The sequence below is a fragment of the Roseomonas sp. AR75 genome (assembly GCF_005222815.1).
GTDB lineage: Bacteria > Pseudomonadota > Alphaproteobacteria > Acetobacterales > Acetobacteraceae > Falsiroseomonas.
Window position 1 is genome coordinate 506,824 of the sequence record NZ_STGB01000002.1, and the last position, 18,313, is coordinate 525,136.

Annotated in this window: 16 protein-coding genes; 10 read left to right on the forward strand and 6 right to left on the reverse strand. The window is 70.2% G+C overall.

The genetic code is table 11. The features are described from left to right. Positions 1-4 precede the first annotated feature (4 nt). Genes E4T13_RS10355 through E4T13_RS10370 form a run of 4 tightly spaced genes read left to right on the forward strand, consistent with a single transcriptional unit; the run spans position 5 to position 4,558 of the window. On the forward strand, positions 5-934 hold the full coding sequence (locus E4T13_RS10355) for an SDR family NAD(P)-dependent oxidoreductase (RefSeq protein ID WP_137178186.1): 930 nt from the start codon (positions 5-7) through the stop codon (positions 932-934). After that, a complete protein-coding gene (locus tag E4T13_RS10360) occupies positions 931-2,088 on the forward strand; it encodes an acyl-CoA dehydrogenase family protein (RefSeq protein WP_137178187.1) in 1,158 nt (385 codons plus the stop codon). Before E4T13_RS10355 ends, E4T13_RS10360 begins: the two co-directional genes overlap by 4 nt. Further along, complete coding sequence (locus E4T13_RS10365) at positions 2,085-3,284, forward strand: CaiB/BaiF CoA-transferase family protein (protein ID WP_137178188.1); 1,200 nt, start codon at positions 2,085-2,087, stop codon at positions 3,282-3,284. The genes E4T13_RS10360 and E4T13_RS10365 overlap by 4 nt, the downstream gene beginning before the upstream one ends. Then, complete coding sequence (locus E4T13_RS10370) at positions 3,281-4,558, forward strand: CaiB/BaiF CoA-transferase family protein (protein ID WP_137178189.1); 1,278 nt, start codon at positions 3,281-3,283, stop codon at positions 4,556-4,558. The genes E4T13_RS10365 and E4T13_RS10370 overlap by 4 nt, the downstream gene beginning before the upstream one ends. 75 nt (positions 4,559-4,633) lie before the next feature. Here the strand turns inward: E4T13_RS10370 and katG are convergent, their stop codons facing one another. Beyond that, on the reverse strand, positions 4,634-6,844 hold the full coding sequence (gene katG / locus E4T13_RS10375; protein ID WP_137178190.1) for a catalase/peroxidase HPI: 2,211 nt from the start codon (positions 6,842-6,844) through the stop codon (positions 4,634-4,636). 258 nt (positions 6,845-7,102) lie between these two features. Between katG and E4T13_RS10380 the strand changes: the two genes are divergently transcribed. Both E4T13_RS10380 and E4T13_RS10385 read left to right on the forward strand, forming a co-directional pair. Then, positions 7,103-8,011, forward strand: coding sequence for a hydrogen peroxide-inducible genes activator (locus E4T13_RS10380; protein ID WP_137178191.1), 909 nt, complete (start codon positions 7,103-7,105; stop codon positions 8,009-8,011). 67 nt (positions 8,012-8,078) lie between these two features. Then, positions 8,079-9,509: a carotenoid oxygenase family protein gene (locus E4T13_RS10385; protein ID WP_137178192.1), complete on the forward strand. Its 1,431-nt coding sequence runs from the start codon at positions 8,079-8,081 to the stop codon at positions 9,507-9,509. Between the two features lie 45 nt (positions 9,510-9,554). Here E4T13_RS10385 and E4T13_RS10390 read toward each other — a convergent pair whose 3' ends face one another. Then, entirely contained in the window at positions 9,555-10,532 is a 978-nt protein-coding gene (locus E4T13_RS10390) for a tripartite tricarboxylate transporter substrate binding protein (RefSeq protein ID WP_170984918.1), read from the reverse strand. A 166-nt stretch (positions 10,533-10,698) separates the two neighbouring features. Between E4T13_RS10390 and E4T13_RS10395 the strand changes: the two genes are divergently transcribed. The 4 genes from E4T13_RS10395 to E4T13_RS10410 are packed head-to-tail and all read left to right on the forward strand — an operon-like array spanning position 10,699 to position 14,533. Then, a complete protein-coding gene (locus tag E4T13_RS10395; protein ID WP_137178194.1) occupies positions 10,699-11,586 on the forward strand; it encodes an endonuclease/exonuclease/phosphatase family protein in 888 nt (295 codons plus the stop codon). Then, positions 11,583-12,806 (forward strand): nitrate/nitrite transporter, encoded by a 1,224-nt coding sequence (locus tag E4T13_RS10400; protein WP_170984919.1) that lies wholly within the window; start codon positions 11,583-11,585, stop codon positions 12,804-12,806. Before E4T13_RS10395 ends, E4T13_RS10400 begins: the two co-directional genes overlap by 4 nt. Before the next feature lie 9 nt (positions 12,807-12,815). Further along, positions 12,816-13,697: a polyphosphate kinase 2 family protein gene (locus E4T13_RS10405; RefSeq protein ID WP_137178196.1), complete on the forward strand. Its 882-nt coding sequence runs from the start codon at positions 12,816-12,818 to the stop codon at positions 13,695-13,697. Then, positions 13,697-14,533: an alpha/beta hydrolase gene (locus E4T13_RS10410; protein WP_137178197.1), complete on the forward strand. Its 837-nt coding sequence runs from the start codon at positions 13,697-13,699 to the stop codon at positions 14,531-14,533. The genes E4T13_RS10405 and E4T13_RS10410 overlap by 1 nt, the downstream gene beginning before the upstream one ends. On the opposite strand, the gene E4T13_RS10415 is transcribed toward E4T13_RS10410, so the two are convergent. From E4T13_RS10415 to clpA, 4 genes are all read right to left on the reverse strand, one after another. Then, positions 14,521-15,000 (reverse strand): hypothetical protein, encoded by a 480-nt coding sequence (locus E4T13_RS10415; protein ID WP_137178198.1) that lies wholly within the window; start codon positions 14,998-15,000, stop codon positions 14,521-14,523. The genes E4T13_RS10410 and E4T13_RS10415 overlap by 13 nt on opposite strands. After that, the gene (locus E4T13_RS10420; RefSeq protein WP_137178199.1) at positions 14,993-15,265 is read right to left on the reverse strand and encodes a nucleotidyltransferase family protein; all 273 of its coding nucleotides are present in this window, start codon (positions 15,263-15,265) and stop codon (positions 14,993-14,995) included. Before E4T13_RS10420 ends, E4T13_RS10415 begins: the two co-directional genes overlap by 8 nt. Positions 15,266-15,320: 55 nt before the next feature. Next, entirely contained in the window at positions 15,321-15,662 is a 342-nt protein-coding gene (locus E4T13_RS10425; protein WP_137178533.1) for a carboxymuconolactone decarboxylase family protein, read from the reverse strand. Between the two features lie 125 nt (positions 15,663-15,787). After that, complete coding sequence (gene clpA / locus E4T13_RS10430; protein ID WP_137178200.1) at positions 15,788-18,139, reverse strand: ATP-dependent Clp protease ATP-binding subunit ClpA; 2,352 nt, start codon at positions 18,137-18,139, stop codon at positions 15,788-15,790. Positions 18,140-18,313: the final 174 nt, after the last annotated feature.

Consider the following 18,313-nt stretch of genomic DNA (forward strand, 5'->3'; position numbering starts at 1 on the left):
CAGGATGCGGCTGGACGGCAGGACGGCGATCATCACCGGCGGCGCCCGCGGCGTCGGTTTCGCCATCGCGCAGGCGCTGGCTGCCGAGGGCGCGCGGGTGGCGCTGATGGATCCCGGCGGCGCGAAGGATGGCGCGCCGGAAGCGGGCTCGCCGGCGGAGGAAGCCGCCGCGAACATCCGCGACGCTGGTGGCGAGGCCATGGCCATCGATGCCTCCGTCGCCGACCACGAGGCCTGCGGCCGCGCCGTTGCGGCGTGCCTGGATCGCTGGGGCCGGCTCGATATCCTCGTCAACAATGCCGGCGTGCTGCGTCCGAAGATGATCTTCAACATGCCGGTGGAGGATTGGGACGCGGTCGTCGCCGTGCATCTCCGCGGTGCCTACAGCATGATCCACCACGCCGCGAAGGCGATGCGGGATGCGCGCAGCGGGCGCATCGTCAACATGGGCTCCGAGGCGTGGCGCGGCACGGTGGGCCAGGCGAATTACGGCGCGGCGAAGGGCGGCTTGTTCAGCCTGACGCGCGCCATGGCGCGCGAACTCGGCCGCTACGGCATCACCTGCAACACCGTGTGCCCCTCCGCCGCCACGCGGCTGACGCTGGACGAGGCAGTGAAGGAGGGCTTCCGCAAGCGCCTCGCGGCGGGGCTGATCACCCAGGCGCGCTTCGAGCAGGTGATGACCATGGGCGGGCCGGAGCACATCGCACCCTTCGTCGCCTGGCTGGTCTCCGATGCCGCAGCGCATGTGAACGGCCAGGCCTTCCGCGTGGAAGCGGGCATGGTCGGCATCTACAACGAGCCGGAGCTGAAGGCGGCCGTGACCAAGGCGGACCGCGCGCTGTTCAGCTTCGAGGAGCTGTCCACCCTCGTCTCCGGCACGTTGCTGCAGGGCTACGTGAACCCCGCGCCGCCCGAGGCCGCCAAGGCATGATGGAAGGCCGCACGATCTACGAGGCGGAGCACGAGCAGTTCCGCCGCAGCGTGCGCCGCTTCTTCGCGGAAGAGCTGATGCCCCACATCGCGCAGTGGGAGGAGGAGGGCATCATCCCGCGCGAGCTCTGGCGCAAGGCCGGCGCGGCGGGGCTGCTCTGCCCAACGGTCAGCCCGGAATACGGCGGTGCGGGTGCGGATTTCCTCTATCTCTGCGTGGTGGATGAGGAGCTCGGCTACACCGGGCAGATGAGCTTCACCATCCAGACCCACACCGACATCGTCGCCGCCTATGTCGAGATGCTCGGCACGGAGGAGCAGAAGCGCCGCTTCCTGCCGGGCATGGTGCGCGGCGAGATCATCGGCGCCATCGCGATGACCGAACCCGATGCCGGCAGCGACCTGAAGGCGATCCGCACCACCGCGCGGCGCGAGGGCGACCACTACGTGATCAACGGCGCCAAGACCTACATCACCAACGGCATCAACGCGGACCTGGTGATCACGGTGGTGAAGACCGCGCCGGAGCTCGGCGCGAAGGGCGTCAGCCTGCTGCTGGTGGAGGCGGACCGGTCCGGCTTCTCGCGCGGCAAGCGGCTGAAGAAGATGGGCATGAAGGCCTCCGACACGGCGGAGCTGTTCTACAGCGACGTCCGCGTGCCCGTGGCGAACCTGCTGGGCGAGGAAAATCGCGGCTTCGCGCAGGTGATGCACGAGATTCCGAAGGAGCGGCTCTCGATCGCGACCATCGCCATGGCAGGCGCCCAGAAGGCCTTCGACATGACGGTGGATTTCGTGAAGCAGCGCATGGTGTTCGGCCAGCGCCTGGCGGATTTCCAGAACACGCAGTTCAGGCTGGCGGAGCTGAAGACGCAGCTCGTGGCTGGCTGGGCGCTGCTGGACCAGTGCATCGTCCGCCACATGCAGGGCGTGCTGACCACGGACGAGGCCGCCTGCGCCAAGCTGTTCACGACCGAGCTGCAATGCCGGATGGTGGATGAATGCCTGCAGCTGCATGGCGGCTGGGGCTACATGGCGGAAGCGCCGGTCGCGCGGATGTATGTGGATGCGCGCGTGCGCCGCATCGCCGGCGGCAGCAGCGAGGTGATGAAGATGCTGATTGCCCGCTCCATCTTCCCGCGCGAGACGCGATGACGGCGTCGCTCGACGGGCTGCGCCTGCTCGATCTCTCCACCGTCGTGGCGGGGCCCTTCGCCACGGAACTGCTGGGCCATCTCGGCATGGATGTCATCCGCATCCAGCCGCCGCCGGCCGAGCCGCCCTGGCCCGAAAAGCCGCCGGGCGCACCGGTGACGGAAGCGGAAGGCTTCACCTGGTCGCTGGCGCGCAACAAGCGCAGCATCTGCCTGGACCTGAAGAGTGCGGCAGGGCGCGCGGTGTTCCTCGACCTCGTGCGCCAGTCCGACATTGTCTACGAGAATTTCCGGCCCGGCGTGATGCAGCGCCTGCGGCTGGACCATGCGACGCTCGCCGCGGTCAATCCGCGCATCGTCAGCGTCGCCATCTCCGGCTTCGGCAGCAGCGGGCCCTGGGCCGAAGTCGGCGCGTACGACGTTGCTGTGCAGGCGCTCGGCGGGTCCATGAGCATCACCGGCACGGGCGAGCCCGGCTCCATCCCCTGCCGCTGGGGCGTGCCGGTCGGCGACATCGCGGGCTCGCTCTATGCCGCGATCGGGCTGATGGCGGCGCTGGAGGAACGCGCGGTCACGGGACGCGGCCAGGCGGTGGAGGTCGCGCTGCTGGATGCGCAGCTCGCGCTGAACACCTATCGCGTGCCGCAGGCTTTCGGTGCGGGCGCGACATTCGACACGCCCTCGCCGCGGCGCGGCGGCGCGGGCGCGGTGCCCTACGGCCCGTTCCGCTGCGGCGACGGCGCGTGGCTGGTGATCGCCGTCGCGTCCAACTTCTGGCCGGCTTTCCGCGCGGTGATGGCGCTGCCGGAGGATCCGCGCTTCGCGACGCTGGCGCTGCGCCAGGCGAACCAGGCCGCCCTGGATGCGCAGCTGGAGCACCTGTTCCTCGCGCGCAGCGCCGCAGCCTGGGAGGAGGCGCTGGTCGCGCGCGGCGTGCCGGCGGGGCGCGTGAACGACATCGCGGACGCCTTCGCGCAGCCACAGGCGGAAGCGCGCGGCATGCGCGTGGCGCTGGATGCGCCGGGCGGGCGGCAGGTGTTCGTCGCCGGCGATCCGATCCGCTTCGCCGGCGAAGCCCCCCTGCCCCAGCGCGCGCCGGTGCCGAAGGGTGCCGACACGGATGCGGTGCTGGGCGCGCTGCCCGGCTACGACGCCGCGCGCATCGCGGCGCTGCGCGAGGCGGGCGCGGTGGCATGAACGCGATCGCTGCGCTCGCCGGCCGCGCCGGGCCGCTCGCCGGGCATCTCGTGCTGGAGATGTGCGGCGACGAACCCTCCGGCACTTTCGGCACGCAGATCCTCGCGGATCTCGGCGCGACGGTGCTGAAGATCGAGCGCCCGCCGCGGGGGGAGCCGGCGCCGACCGTGCTGGCGGAGGGCGATCCCGTGCCGCGCGACATCGCCTATGCCTTCGGGCTCAACCGCAACAAGCGCAGCCTCTGCCTGGACCTGAAGCAGCCGCGCGGGCGCGACGTGTTCGAAGCGCTGGTCCGCATCGCCAGCGTCGCCTACGACAACTACACGCCGGCCGCGGCGCAGCGCCTTGGCATCGACGCGACGGCGTTGCGCGCGATCAATCCGGCGCTGATCTGCTGTTCGGTGTCCGGCTTCGGGCAGACCGGCCCCTGGGCGGCACTGCCGGCCTATGACGCCACGATCCAGGCGCTCGGCGGCGGGATGAGCATCACCGGCACCGGCGACGCGGATGACCCGCCGGTGCGCTGGGGCAACCCGATCGGCGGCATCGGCGGCGCGCTCTATGCCGTGCTCGGTATCCTCGTCGCGCTGCGGCGGCGGCGCGCGGAAGGCCAAGGCGCGTCGCTCGACATCGCGCTGCTCGATGCGCAGCTTGCGATGCACGCCTATCGCGTGCCGCAGGTGCATGGCGGCGCGCGCTTCTCCGCCTCGCCGCATCGCGGCGGCAATGGCGCGATGCCCTACGGGCCGTTCCTGGCGCGCGATGGCCGCTGGTTCGTGCTGGGCATCACCGCGCAGTTCTGGACGAAGGCGTGCGAGGTGCTCGGCCATCCGGAATGGCGCGACGATCCGCGCTTCCGCACGCAGGAGGATCGCCAGGCCAACGAGTCCGCGCTGAACGCGGCGGTGGGCGCGGCGATGCAGGACGCCGATGCGGATGAATGGCAGCGCCGCTTCGTCGCCGCCGGCATCCCGGGCGCGAAGGTGCAGAGCATCCCGGAGGCCTTCGCACATCCCCATGTCGCGCTGCGAGACATGTTGGTCGGCTTCGACCATCCGATCGGGTCGCGGCTGAAGGTGGCGGGCGATCCGGTCAAGCTGTCCGCGCATGGGGGCGCGGGATTCCGCGCGGCGCCGGGGCTGGGCGCGGATACGCGGGCGGTGCTGCGGGATCTGGTCGGGATCGATGAGACGGAATGCGCGGCGCTGCGGGAGGCGCGCGTGGCGTGGTGGCCGCGCGAGGGCGAGGTGCAGACGCGGCCGAGCGTGGTGTAGGCCGCCGCCGATACCAAGCGCCGCGCCCAACCCTCTCCCCCAATGAAGGGAGAGGGCCGAGGCGCAGGCCCGACCTCAGGCGAGGTCGAAGCGGTCGAGCATCATCACCTTGTTCCAGGCCGCCACGAAGTCGCTCACGAACTTCGCTTTCGCATCGTCCTGGGCATAGACCTCGGACAGCGCGCGAAGCTGCGAGTTGGAACCGAACACCAGGTCCACCCGCGTCGCGGTCCACTTCACCGCGCCGGACTTGCGGTCGCGCCCCTCGAACTCCTCCTCCGTCTCGGAGGTCGCGGACCAGACCGTGTCCATGTCCGTGACATTGGCGAAGAAGTCGTTGGTGAGCTGGCCCGGGCGCTTGGTGAAGACGCCATGCGGCGAGCCGTTGGTGTTGGCACCCAGCACGCGCAGGCCACCCACCAGCACCGTCATCTCCGGCGCGCTCAGCGTGAGAAGCTGGGCGCGGTCCACCAGAAGCTCCTCGGCCGAGACCGTGTAACGGGCCTTCTGGAAGTTGCGGAAGCCGTCGGAGGTCGGCTCCAGCGGCTCGAAGCTGGCCGCGTCGGTCTGCTCGGCCGTCGCGTCGGTGCGGCCCGGCGTGAAGGGCACGGTCACGTCATGGCCGGCGGCCTTCGCCGCCGCTTCCACGGCCGCGCAGCCGCCCAGCACGATCAGGTCGGCGAGCGACACCTTCTTGCCGCCCGCCGCGGTGGCGTTGAACGCCTCCTGCACGCCCTGCAGCTTGGCCAGCACCTCGGCGAGCTGCGCCGGCTGGTTCACCGCCCAGTCCTTCTGCGGCGCCAGGCGGATGCGCGCGCCATTGGCGCCGCCCCGCTTGTCGGAGTTGCGGAAGGTGGAGGCGGAGGCCCAGGCGGTGGCGACGAGCTGCGACACGCTGAGGCCGGAGGCGAGGATCTTCGCCTTCAGCGCCGCGATGTCGGCCGCGTCCACCAGCGGGTGCGTCACAGGCGGAACGGGGTCCTGCCAGATCAGGTCCTCATTCGGCACCAGCGGCCCGTGGTAGCGGACCTTCGGCCCCATGTCGCGATGCGTCAGCTTGAACCAGGCGCGCGCGAAGGCATCCGCGAACTGCTCGGGGTGCTTGTGGAAGCGCTCGGAGATGGGCCGGTAGATCGGGTCCATCTTCATCGCCATGTCCGCCGTGGTCATGATCGGCGCGTGGCGCTTGGTGGGGTCGTGCGCGTCCGGCACCAGCGTGTGCGCAGCCTTGTCCGTCGGCACCCACTGCCAGGCGCCCGCGGGGCTCTTGGTCAGCTCCCACTCGTAGCCGAGCAGCATGTCGAAGTAGCCATTGTCCCACTTCGTGGGGTTCGGCGTCCACGCACCCTCGATGCCGCTGGTGATGGTGTGCACGCCCATGCCGCTGCCGAAGCTGTTGCGCCAACCGAGGCCCATCTCGACGATGCTGGCGCCTTCCGGCTCGCGCCCGACATGCGCTGCGTCGCCGGCGCCGTGACACTTGCCGAAGGTGTGGCCGCCGGCGGTCAGCGCGACGGTCTCCTCGTCGTTCATCGCCATGCGCGCGAAGGTCTCGCGGATGTCGCGGCCGGAAGCGACCGGGTCCGGCTTGCCGTTCGGGCCTTCCGGATTCACGTAGATCAGGCCCATCTGCACGGCGGCCAGCGGGTTCTCGAGCTCACGGTCGCCGCTGTAGCGCTTGTCGCCGAGCCAAGTGTCCTCGGAGCCCCAGTAGATGTCCTGCTCCGGCTCCCAGATGTCGGCGCGGCCGAAGCCGAAGCCGAAGGGCTTGAGGCCCATCTGCTCGATCGCGACGGTGCCGGCCAGCACCATCAGGTCGGCCCAGGAGATGGCGTTGCCGTACTTCTTCTTGATCGGCCACAGCAGGCGCCGCGCCTTGTCCAGGTTGGCGTTGTCCGGCCAGGAATTCTCCGGCGCGAAGCGATGCGCGCCGGAGGAGGCGCCGCCGCGGCCATCGGCCGTGCGATAGGTACCGGCGCTGTGCCAGGACATGCGGATGAAGAACGGGCCGTAATTGCCGTAATCCGCCGGCCACCAGGGCTGCGAATCGGTCATCAGCGCCATCAGGTCGCGCTTCAGCGCCGCGACGTCGAGCTTCTTCAGCGCCTCGGTGTAGCTGAAGCCGGCGCCCAGCGGATTCGCCTTCGGCGTGTGCTGGTGCAGGATCGCCAGATTGAGCTGGTTCGGCCACCAGTCACGGTTGGAGCGCGTCGAGAAGCGCGCGCCGGTCGGTGTCGCATGCATCACCGGGCATTTGCCGGCGGCCTGGCTACCATGTCCGTCCATCTTTCCCTCCAATACTGGCAATGTTGACTGGCGCGGGACTTAACTCTCAACCGCGAAAACTTCAAACGACATCGCGATGACATAGTCCCGGCCAAACGGAAGCGCCAGATACACCGCCGCCGATGGCGGCGTCTGCCGCATCGGTGCCCGGTGTATCCATACCGCGGCGAAACTACCCGCATCTGACGGATAGAGGGAAGAGCTATCCTGCCGTAGGTTTCATAGATACAGTCTATCGCCAATGGCAACCATCCTCCGATGAACCTGCGAGACCTCCGCTACCTGCTCGCCGTCGCCGAGCACGGCCATTTCGGCCGCGCCGCCGAAGCCTGCGGGGTCAGCCAGCCGACCCTGTCGGTGCAGATCCGCAGGCTTGAGGACCAGCTTGGCGTTGCCCTCTTCGAGCGCAGCAGCAAGTCGGTCTCGCCCACGCCGGCCTGCGATCGCCTGCTGGGCCATGTCCGGGCCGCGGTGGCGGAGACGGACGCGATCCTCGCCGCGGCGCGCGACCTGCGCGATCCGCTGGCCGGTCGCTTCCGCCTGGGCATCATCCCGACCCTTGCCCCCTATCTGCTGCCGCTGGTCTTCGCGCCGCTGCACGAGGCACTGCCGGCGCTGGAGATCGAACCCTGGGAGGACCAGACCGGCGCGCTGCTCGAACGGCTGCGGGCGCATGAACTGGACGCGGCGTTGCTCGCCACCGAGGTCGAAGGCCCCGACCTTGCCAGCATGGTCCTGTTCTCCGAGCCGTTCCTGGCGGGCCTGCCGCCCGAGCATCCGCTCGCGACGCGGCCGGTCGTGGCGGAAGAGGATCTCGCCGGCGACATCCTGGTGCTGGCCGATGGCCACTGCCTGCGCGACCAGGCGCTGGCAGCCTGCGGACGCAGCGGCGCGCTGGGCGGCTCGCTGCGGGCGGCCAGCCTCTCGACGCTGCTCAACATGGTTGCGGCAGGCTACGGCACCACGCTCATCCCGGGGCTCGCCGCCGGTGTCGCCGAAGATTCAGGCATCGTGCTGCGCCCGCTCGCGGCCAGGGCGGGGCGACAGGTGCGCATCGCCTGGCGCAGCCGCTTCCCGCGCCGCGCCGCGGTGGAGGCGGTGGGCGCGGTGATCGCTTCGCGCCTGCGCGGCTTCTCGGAAGCGGCGGCCCGCGGAAGCTGGAGTTGAGGCGTCGCCATAATCCCGGCGCGAAGCCCAGGCAGGGTCGAGGCAACGGTCCTGCCCCGAGGTCGCGATGAGCACCCCCCCGCCCTGGACGCTGCGCCGAACCCCGCTCGACTGGGTGTCGGACGACCCGCATCTCAGCGGCGCCTTCGCGCCGGTCGGGCCGGAGATCGATGCCGAGGACCTGGAGGTGGTCGCCGGTCGCATTCCGCCGGCGCTGCGCGGCACCTACATGCGCAACGGGCCGAATCCGGAATTCAAGCCGATCTCCTACACCTACCCCTTCGACGGCGACGGGATGATCCATGCCGTGCGCTTCGAGGATGGCCGCGCCCGCTACCGCAACCGCTTCGTCCGGACGCGCGCGCTGACGGTCGAGCGCCGCGCCGGCCGCGCCGTCTATGGCGGCATCATGCATCCGGTGCCGGTGGACCCCACCCTGGTCGGGGAGGATGGCCAGAAGGGGCCATACAAGATCGGCGCCTACATCAACGTCCTCCGCCATGCCGGCCAGATCCTGGCGCTCAACGAGGCCTCGCCCGCTTATGCGATGACGGCGGAACTCGAGACGCTCGGCGAATGGTGCCCGGGCACGGAGCAGCCGATCAGCATCGGCGCGCACAACCGCCGCCACCCGCGCACCGGCTCGCTGTTCGGCATCAGCTACGCGGTCACCATGCCGCTGGTCGATGTGCACGAGATCGGCGCCGACGGCCGCAGGCTGCGCAGCTTCCCCGTGCCCCTCGCCGCACCCAGCATGATCCACGACTTCGTGCTGACGGAGCGCCACCTGGTGCTGCTGGTGGGGCCTGCGATCTTCGATGCCGCCGCGGCGGCCGAGGGCAAGCCCTTCCTGCAATGGCGGCCGGAGATCGGCACGCGGATCGGCGTGGTGCCGCTGGATGGCGGGGCCGTGCGCTGGATGCAGATCGAGCCCTTCTTCGTCTTCCACTTCGCCAACGGCTTCGAGCGCGGTGGGGAGATCGTGCTGGACTATGTCCGCCATGCCGCGCTGAGCCTCGGCCCGACATCGGGGCCGCGCGTGCCGCCGCGGCTGCACCGCCTGGTGCTCGACCTTGCCGGCGGGCCGGTGCGGGATGCGGCGCTGGTGGAGTTCGGCGCCGAGTTCCCGCGCGTGAACGACCTGCGGGAAACGCAGCCGACCCGCTTCGTCTACCTGCCGACGCGCAGCGCAAGCCTGGCGCAGCGCGACCTGCCGACCGGCAGCTTCAACACGCTGGTGAAGGTGGATTGCGAGACCGGCGCCACCTGGCGGCACGATTTCGGCAACCGCGTGATCGGCGAGGCGGTGTTCATCCCCGATGGTGGCGAAGCGGAGGACGCCGGCTACCTCGCCACCTATGCCTTCGAAGGCGCAAGCGGCAGAAGCGACCTTGTGCTGCTGCACGCAAGCGACTTGGCGGCCGAGCCGGCGGCGGTGATCCGCATGCCGCAGCGCGTGCCGCAGGGGCTGCACGGGAACTGGATTCCCGCCGCCTGACCCGGCGCAAGGCCCCTCCCGCTGCGGCGGGAGGGGGCGGGGCGGCTACTGTTGGGGGACGTTCGCGGCGCGCAGGATCGAGCTGTACTGCTCGACCCCATCGGCGACCACCTTCATCACCTTGTCCGGCGTGTCGAAGCCCTCGCGCGGCGACACGCCGGCGAGTTCGTTGAGCTTCGCCGCGCTCTGCTGGATCGCGGTGCGGAAGGCCGTGCCCAGTGCCGTGACGATCGGCGCCGGCGTGGCGGCAGGGGCGAGGATCGGGAAGAATTCCTCGACGATGACACGGGGGATGCCCGCCTCCACCGCGCTCGGCACGTTCGGCAGCGCGGGCGAGCGCTGCTCGGCAAGCACCGCCAGCGCCCGCACGCCGCCGCCGCGCACCTGGCCGAGCGAGGAGGCCATGGTCGGCGCGCCGAACTGCGACTCGCCCGCGACCAGCGCCGCGACGCTCGGCCCGCCGCCGCGGTAGTGCACCAGTTCCACCTTCACGTCGGTGACCGAGCAGAACAGTTCCGCGGCCACGTGCACGCCGCTGCCGATGCCGGCGGTGGCCATGTTGTAGCGGCCCGGATTGGCCTTCAGCAGCGTCACCAGTTCCTGGATCGAGCGCACCGGGAAGTTCGGGTTGGCCACCATGACATAGGGCGAGAAGCCGGCGATCGCGATGCCGACGAAGTCCTTCACCGAGTCATAGGGCACGCGCGCGACGATCGCCGGCACGGTGGAATGGGCGCTGTTGATCAGCAGCGTGTAGCCGTCCGGCGCCGCACGCGCCGCCACCTCGGCGCCAAGCATGCTGCCGGCGCCGGCGCGGTTCTCGATGACGATCGGCTGGCCGAGGATCTGGCTGGCATTCTCCGCCACGATGCGGCCGACGATGTCGTTCGAGCCGCCGGGGGCGAAGGGCACGATCAGTCGGATGGGGCGCGTGGGGCGCCAGGCCGCGCCCTGCGCGCGAACCGCGCCGGGTGCAAGCCCAGCGGCCAGGGCCAGCGAAAGAGTGCGACGGCGCGTCGTCATCCCAGGACGTCTCCCCACTTCGGATCGCGGCAGACCCGGAATTGGGGGCCGGTCCATCTTCTGCGACAAATGATAACCCAGGTGACGGCGACCGCCAAAGCCCGCCGCGTACCCCGACGCATACCGGGGCGGGACGCGCGCGGGGCAGCCTGCTAAGCTCTGCCACATGCGCCGCATCGCGTTCCTGCTCCTCCTCCTCATGCTCGCGACGCCCTTCGCGCCGCCCGCGCGCGCGGCACAGGAGATCAAGCTGGCGACCTGGAACATCGCCTGGCTCACCCTGAAGCCCGCCGGGCATCCCGACCTGCCGCGCGACCTGCGCACCCGCTCGACCGAAGACCTGCGGCTGCTCCGCGGCTATGCGGTGCGGCTCAACGCCGATGTCATCGCGCTGCAGGAGATCGACAGCGTCGAGGCCGCGGAGCGCATCTTCGACCCCGCGACCTATGCAATCCACCTGACCAGCGAATCCGACACGCAGCGCCCCGGCTTCGCGGTGCGCCGCAGCCTGCGCGTGCGGCGCAACCCCGACCTGGCGGAACTCGACATCCGCGCCGGCGCAAGGCGCAGCCTGCGCCGCGGCGCCGACATCACCGTGGAGGGGCCGGGCGGCGAGGCGCTGCGCCTGCTGTCGGTGCATCTCGATGCCGGCTGCCGCGACGATCCGCTCGACCGCGACCTTTCGCGCGACTGCGAGGGGCTCGCGCGCCAGGCGCGCATCCTCGCACGCTGGGCACAGGCGCGGCGCGACGAGGGCGTCGGCTTCGCCATCCTCGGCGACTTCAACCGCGTGATGGGGCGCGACGACGACTTCCTGCGCATCGTCGCGGAAGGCCAGCCGATCCTGCGGCCGACCGCCGGCTTCTCCACCCCCTGCTGGGCGGATGCGCGGGGCGGGCGCCCCTTCATCGACCACATCCTGCTCGGCGGCCCCGCGCGAAACTGGTTCGTCGCGAACAGCATGTCCGTGATGGCCTATGCCGAGCGCGACCGCAGCTTCCGCGAGCGGCTGTCCGACCACTGCCCGGTGAGCGTGCGGCTGCGGCTGCCGTGAACCCACCCTCCTTCTTCCGGCTGACCCTGCCGCTGGCGGGGCTGAATTTCGTCAACCAGGCCTCCCGCACGCTGATCGCCACCATCGGGCCTTTGCTGGCGGTGGAGTTCGCGCTGTCCGCCAGCGAGCTCGGCTTGCTCGCGGCGATGTTCTTCGCGGCCTATGCGGCGGCGCAGCTTCCGGTGGGGCTGGCCATCGATGTGTGGGGCGCAAGGCGCGTGCAGACGGTGCTGGCGCTGGTCGCCGCCGCGGGCTTCCTGCTCTGCGCGGCGGCGACGGGGCCGCTGACGCTCGCCATCGGTCGCGTCGTGACGGGCTTCGGGATCTCCGCCGGGCTGATCGCGATGCTGAAGGTCAACACGCAATGGTATCCGAAGGAGCGCGTGGCGGGGCTGACCGGCCTCGGCGTCTTCGTCGGCGCGATGGGCAGCGTGGCGGCGACGCTGCCGGCGGCGCTGCTGGTGCCGCTGCTGGGCTGGCGCGGCGTGTTCCTGCTGCTGATGGCGATGGCGGTGGCGGTCTCCGCCTGGATCTTCCTCTCCGTGCCGGACCGAGGACCCGGGCCGGCTGCGCCGCGGCGCAGTCTGGCCATCGAGACGCGCGAGTTCGGCCGCATCTTCGGCCACCCGGCGTTCCTGCGGCTGGCGCCCTCCATCGCGCTGCTCTCGGCGATGAACTTCACCTATCAGGGCCTCTGGGCCGGTCCCTGGCTGCGCGACGTCGCCGGGCTGGAGAACCAGGCCCGCGCGACGCTACTGCTGGTGTACGCGCTCGGGCTGATGGCGGGCAGCGCGGGGCTGGGCCAGGCGGCTTCCGCGCTGCAACGCCGCGGCTGGTCGGCCATGGCGGTGCCTTTCGGCGCGATCGGCGTGATGGCGGTGGTGCAGGCGGCGCTGATCGCGACGCCCTCGCACCATCCGGCGGCGCTGGGTCTGCTGTGGTTCCTCTTCGCCTTCTGCGGCGCCGGCGGGCCGGCTGGCTATGCGGCGGTCGGCCAGCGCTTCGGGCCGGAACTCGCCGGGCGCGTCGCCACGGCGATCAACGTGACGATGCTGGTGCTGGTCTTCGCGCTGCAGAACGCGACAGGGTGGATCCTCGACCTGTGGCCGCGCAACGCCTCAGGCGGCTGGGCGCCGCAGGGTTACGGCTGGGCGCTGGCGCTGACACTGGCCTTGCAGCTTGCCTCCATCGCCTGGATGCTGCGGCCGGAACGCCGATAGGAAACCGGCATGGACAAGACGATCGAGAAGGTCCTGGCGCGCTACCGCGTGGAATCCGGCAAGGGCTTCCGGCTGAAGGACCACGATCCGCAGGACGATGGCGGGCTCGGCCTCGACAAGGAGAACGCGCCGGAGATGCTGCAGCGCGGTGTGCAATTCCTCGCCGAGAAGCAGGACATGCTCTACGCGCAGGACCGCTGGTCCGTGCTGTGCATCTTCCAGGCGATGGACGCGGCGGGGAAGGACAGCGCGATCAAGCATGTCTTCTCCGGCGTCAATCCGCAGGGCTGCCACGTGGCCAGCTTCAAGGCACCGAATGCCACCGAACTCGACCACGATTTCCTGTGGCGCCACCAGCAATGGCTGCCGCAGCGCGGCCAGATCGGCATCCACAACCGCTCCTGGTATGAGGAAGTGCTGGTGGTGCGCGTGCATCCCACGATCCTGGAGGCGCAGAAGCTGCCCCCGCGGCTGGTGACGAAGCGCATCTTCGACGAGCGGCTGGAGGACATCGCCGCCTATGAGCGCTACCTGGCGCGGCAAGGCGTGGTGGTGCTGAAGTTCTTCCTCAATGTCAGCCAGGCGGAGCAGCGCAAGCGCTTCCTGGCGCGGATCGAGGAGCCGGAGAAGAACTGGAAGTTCAGCGCGGCCGACGTGGCCGAGCGCGGCCATTGGGACGACTACATGAGGGCGTATCAGGAGGCGATCCGCGCAACGGCCGCGCCGCACGCGCCCTGGTATGTCGTGCCGGCGGACCGCAAATGGTTCACGCGGCTGGTCGTGGTGGCCGCCATCGCGCGCGCGCTGGAAGGGCTCGGGCTGCACTACCCCGAGGTGACCGCGAAGCAGCGCGAATCCCTCACCCAGGCGCGCGAGGCGCTGGACGCGTGATGCTGCGCAGGCTGCTTGCCGGCAGCCTGCCACGCCTGCTCGACAGCGGCGCGCCGATGCGCCTCGCCGCACTGATGACCCCGCGCGCCGGCGCGGAGGAGGTCCGCGGCCTGCGCTATGGCGCGGGGCCGCGCCGCCTGCTGGACCTGACGCTGCCACGCGGCGCGACGGCGGCGACGCCGCTGCTGGTCTTCTTCCATGGCGGGGGCTGGCAGACCGGCTCGCGCGCCGACTACGCCTTCCTTGCCCGCGCCTTCGCCGCCGAAGGGATCGCGGTGGCGCTGCCGGACTACCGGCTCTGGCCGCAGGCACGCTGGCCCGATTTCCTCGCGGATGGCGCGGCCGCGCTTGCGTGGCTGCGCGGCGCGCCCACCGTGCCGCGCGGGCCGCTCTTCGTGATGGGCCATTCGGCCGGCGGATTCATCGCCGCCGCGCTCGCGCTCGATCCTCGCTGGCAGGTGCGGCAGGCGCTGGCCGGCGCGGTGCTGGTCTCCGCCCCCATCGCCTGGCAGCCGACGGACGAGCCGATCCGCAGCATCTTCGCACCCGCGCCGGGCGGGCGGATCGAAGCAATGCCGGACAGTGCGGCGATGCGCGGGGCCCCGCCCCTGCTGCTGATCCACGGCACCGCCGACACGGTGGTCGGCCCGTTCCACAGCGAGCGCCTGGCGGAAGGCGTGGCGGAGGCGGGCGGCACCGCGCGGCTGGTGATGATGGAGGGTGCCGGGCACATCGCGCCGATGGTCGCGCTATCGGCGCCGGCGCGCCGGTTCGGCTGGGCGAAGCCGGCGGCTTGGCACGCGACGCTCGGCTTCCTGCGGGATTATTCGGGCTGAGGCATCAGCAGGCCGAAGGCGCGGCCGAATGCGTCGAAGGCAGGCGGCAGTTTGGCAAGCAGGCGGCGCGCGGCCTCAACGGTGTGATCAGCCTGGCGCATCTCGAAATCGAGATACGCATCCATCGCGACGTGGCGGAACCGCCGAAGCTGCTGCAGAGGCTTCCACAGATGCGGGGCGAAGGCAGGCCGGCTGTCGCTCGCCGCGGTCACGGTGAGCAGCAACTGCTCATGCCATCGCTCGCCATCCGGTCGGATCTCGTCGCTGATCTTCAGGATGTAGAGCGCAGCCTGCTCGAAGGTCGAATAGGCATCCTGCTGTGCCTTCTGGAATACCTTCTCCTCGGTCGCGAGATCCCCCTCGGCCTTCGTCCAGTCACGGCCATCCCAGATCGGGATCGCCAAAGCGAGGTTCGCGGTGGTCGCGTCGCGGTAACGCTCGAGTACGGACCAGCGGGCATCAGCCACAGCGGATCCCCTCCGCGAGCGCCGCGTCGCGGACAGGGCCGGCAAGATCGTCGAAATGCACGATGTCGCCCTTCAGCCCGAGCGACGTGCATATCTCGCTGGCAACCGCTTCGGCCGCCACCCACGCATCGCCTGCCGCGACGACAGCGATATCCGCGTCGCTGCCGCGCCGGGGCGTGCCGCGCGCCATGGAGCCGAACAGCGGGTCGCTCGCCGCCCGGAGGCGGTCGGCGATGCGGCGGTCGAGCTCCTGGATGGTCGGCATGGCCGGCAGCGTAGCACGCGGCCCCGCCCCGCATCACGCCGGACGACGCACTCGCCTACCCCTGCCCCGCCCCGTCCATCGCATCCAGCGCGTGGAAGGAATAGGTCAGCGCGGCGCCGGCGTTCAGCGCGACGGCCACACCGAGCGCCTCGGCGATCTCGGCCTTCGTCGCGCCCGCCGCCTTGGCCTTGCGGACATGCGCGTCGATGCAGCCCTCGCAGCGGGTGGTGACGGCAACCGCTAGCGCGATGAACTCGCGGGTCTTGGCATCCAGGTGCTGCGTCGTCGCGGCGCCGCGGCTCAGCGCGCCGAAGCCCTTGATCAGTTCCGGATGAAGCTGGCTGAACTCCTTGCCACGCTCGCGCAGCGCCGCGCTGTAGCTGTCCCAGTCCTCGATGCGGGTATCGGTGGTCATGCTGGTTCCTCGGTCATGCGAAAGGCGCCGCCCGATGGGACAGCGCCTTCCGGCCAAGGGGATGTCCCCCACCCTGCCCCTCCCCCGCAAGAGCGGGAGCGGGAAAATCACTCCGCGGTTTCGGGCTCGCGCTCCGGCGCGTCGCCTTCACCCTCCTCGGGCTTCGGCAGCGCGGGCGGCGGGACCTCGATGTAGTCGAAGGTCAGCCCGCCATCCTTCAGCCCGACCTTCACCGCGCCGCCCTTGGCGAGCTTGCCGAACAGCAGCTCCTCCGCAAGCGGCTTCTTGATGTGCTCCTGGATCACGCGGGCCAGCGGCCGAGCGCCGTAGAGCGGGTCGTAGCCCTTCTCCGCCAGCCATTCGCGGGCAGCGGAGGACAGCTCGATCGTCACGTTGCGGTCGGCGAGCTGCGCTTCGAGCTGCATGACGAACTTGTCCACCACCCGCGCCACGATCTCCGCACCGAGGCCGGCGAAGGAGATCACGGCGTCGAGGCGGTTGCGGAACTCCGGCGTGAACAGGCGCTGGATCGCCTCCTGGTCCTCGCCGACGCGCGTGTCGCGGCCGAAGCCGATGGCGGGCTTCGCCAGATCCGCGGCGCCCGCATTGGTCGTCATGATCAGGATGACGTTGCGGAAATCCACGGTCTTGCCGTTGTGGTCGGTCAGCTTCCCGTGGTCCATCACCTGCAGCAGGATGTTGTAGAGATCCTGGTGCGCCTTCTCGATCTCGTCGAGCAGCAGCACGCAATGCGGGTGCTGGTCGATGCTGTCGGTTAGCAGGCCGCCCTGGTCGAAGCCGACATAGCCCGGCGGCGCGCCGATCAACCGGCTGACGCTGTGCCGTTCCATGTATTCGGACATGTCGAAGCGGATCAGCTCGATGCCAAGCGTCTTCGAAAGCTGCTTCGCAACCTCGGTCTTGCCGACGCCGGTCGGGCCAGCGAACAGGTAGTTGCCGATCGGCTTCTCCGGGTCGCGCAGCCCGGCGCGGGACAGCTTGATCGCGGCGGCCAGCGCCTCGATCGCCTTGTCCTGGCCGAAGACCATGGCCTTCAGGTCGCGCTCCAGGTTCTTCAGCGTCTCCTTGTCGTCGGTGCTGACGGATTTCGGCGGGATGCGCGCGATCTTCGCGACGATGTCCTCGACATCCTTCAGCGTGACGGTCTTCCGGCGCTTGTTCTCCGGCAGCAGCATGCGCGACGCGCCGACCTCGTCGATCACGTCGATCGCCTTGTCCGGCAGCTTCCGGTCGTGGATGTACTTGGCCGAAAGCTCCACCGCGGCGCGGATGGCCTCCGGCGTGTAGCGGACCTTGTGGTGCTTCTCGTAATTGGTCTTGAGGCCCTGCAGGATCTTCACCGCGTCCTCGACCGTCGGCTCGTTGACGTCGATCTTCTGGAAGCGGCGGACCAGCGCGCGGTCCTTCTCGAAGTAGTTGCGGTATTCCTTGTAGGTGGTGGACCCGATGCAGCGCAGCGTGCCCTGCGCCAGCGCGGGCTTCAGCAGGTTCGAAGCATCCATCGCGCCACCGCTGGTGGCGCCGGCGCCGATGACCGTGTGGATCTCGTCGATGAAGAGGATGGAGCCCGGCTGGTTCTCCAGCTCGTTCACCACCGCCTTCAGCCGCTCCTCGAAATCGCCGCGGTAGCGCGTGCCGGCGAGCAGGCTGCCCATGTCCAGCGCGTAGATCGTGGACTTCAGCAGCACCTCGGGCACGTCGCCCTCGACGATGCGCTTGGCCAGGCCCTCCGCGATGGCGGTCTTGCCCACGCCGGGATCGCCCACATAGAGCGGGTTGTTCTTGGTGCGGCGGCAGAGGATCTGGATGGTCCGCTCGATCTCGCTGTCGCGGCCGATCAGCGGGTCGATCTTGCCCTGCTGCGCCTTCTTGTTGAGGTTCACGCAGTAGTTGGAGAGCGCGTCCTGGCCGCGGCCGCCCCGCTGGGGCTTCTCCTCCTTCTCCGGCGATTCCTCGTTGTTCGGGGTCTGGCTTCCCTGGACCGGGCGCGTCGTGGAGCGGCCCGGCGCCTTGGCGATGCCGTGGCTGATGAAGTTCACCGCATCCAGCCGGGTCATGTCCTGGAGCTGGAGGAAATACACTGCGTGCGACTCGCGCTCGCTGAACAGGGCCACCAGCACATTGGCGCCGGTGACCTCGTCGCGGCCCGAAGACTGCACATGGATCGCGGCGCGCTGGACCACGCGCTGGAAGCCCGCCGTGGGCTTGGCGTCACCGGCGCGGTCGGAGACCAGGCCGGCCAGGTCCTTGTCCAGGAACTCGGACAGGTCGCGCTTCAGTTTCTCGGCGTCCACGCCGCAGGCGCGCAGCACGGTGGCGGCGTCGACATCGTCGGCGAGGGCGAGGAGCAGATGCTCGAGGGTGGCGTACTCGTGCCGGCGCTCATTGGCGAGACCAAGGGCGCGGTGGAGCGTCTGCTCGAGGTTACGGGACAGCATTGGCTTGACGCTCCCTAACGGGTGGCCGAGGCGTTCAACGGAACGCCTCCGCCGGGGTTGCCCACCATGTGGTCACTCCCTCCCCAACTCGACAGAGGCGCCCTGCTTCTTGCGTCGGGTCGCGCGACCGTCCGGTACCCCTCCATGGCAGTGTCCCACGCAAGCGGCGCGGGA

What these genes read in the sequence shown, in the direction of transcription:
- E4T13_RS10385 (WP_137178192.1), top strand. Translation starts at nt 8,079, where the DNA reads ATGAGCACCCCCCCGCCCTGGACGCTGCGCCGAACCCCGCTCGACTGG.
- E4T13_RS10390 (WP_170984918.1), bottom strand. Translation starts at nt 10,532, where the DNA reads ATGACGACGCGCCGTCGCACTCTTTCGCTGGCCCTGGCCGCTGGGCTT.
- katG (WP_137178190.1), bottom strand. Translation starts at nt 6,844, where the DNA reads ATGGACGGACATGGTAGCCAGGCCGCCGGCAAATGCCCGGTGATGCAT.
- E4T13_RS10380 (WP_137178191.1), top strand. Translation starts at nt 7,103, where the DNA reads ATGAACCTGCGAGACCTCCGCTACCTGCTCGCCGTCGCCGAGCACGGC.
- E4T13_RS10355 (WP_137178186.1), top strand. Translation starts at nt 5, where the DNA reads ATGCGGCTGGACGGCAGGACGGCGATCATCACCGGCGGCGCCCGCGGC.
- E4T13_RS10360 (WP_137178187.1), top strand. Translation starts at nt 931, where the DNA reads ATGATGGAAGGCCGCACGATCTACGAGGCGGAGCACGAGCAGTTCCGC.
- E4T13_RS10365 (WP_137178188.1), top strand. Translation starts at nt 2,085, where the DNA reads ATGACGGCGTCGCTCGACGGGCTGCGCCTGCTCGATCTCTCCACCGTC.
- E4T13_RS10395 (WP_137178194.1), top strand. Translation starts at nt 10,699, where the DNA reads ATGCGCCGCATCGCGTTCCTGCTCCTCCTCCTCATGCTCGCGACGCCC.
- E4T13_RS10410 (WP_137178197.1), top strand. Translation starts at nt 13,697, where the DNA reads ATGCTGCGCAGGCTGCTTGCCGGCAGCCTGCCACGCCTGCTCGACAGC.
- E4T13_RS10420 (WP_137178199.1), bottom strand. Translation starts at nt 15,265, where the DNA reads ATGCCGACCATCCAGGAGCTCGACCGCCGCATCGCCGACCGCCTCCGG.
- E4T13_RS10405 (WP_137178196.1), top strand. Translation starts at nt 12,816, where the DNA reads ATGGACAAGACGATCGAGAAGGTCCTGGCGCGCTACCGCGTGGAATCC.
- E4T13_RS10370 (WP_137178189.1), top strand. Translation starts at nt 3,281, where the DNA reads ATGAACGCGATCGCTGCGCTCGCCGGCCGCGCCGGGCCGCTCGCCGGG.
- clpA (WP_137178200.1), bottom strand. Translation starts at nt 18,139, where the DNA reads ATGCTGTCCCGTAACCTCGAGCAGACGCTCCACCGCGCCCTTGGTCTC.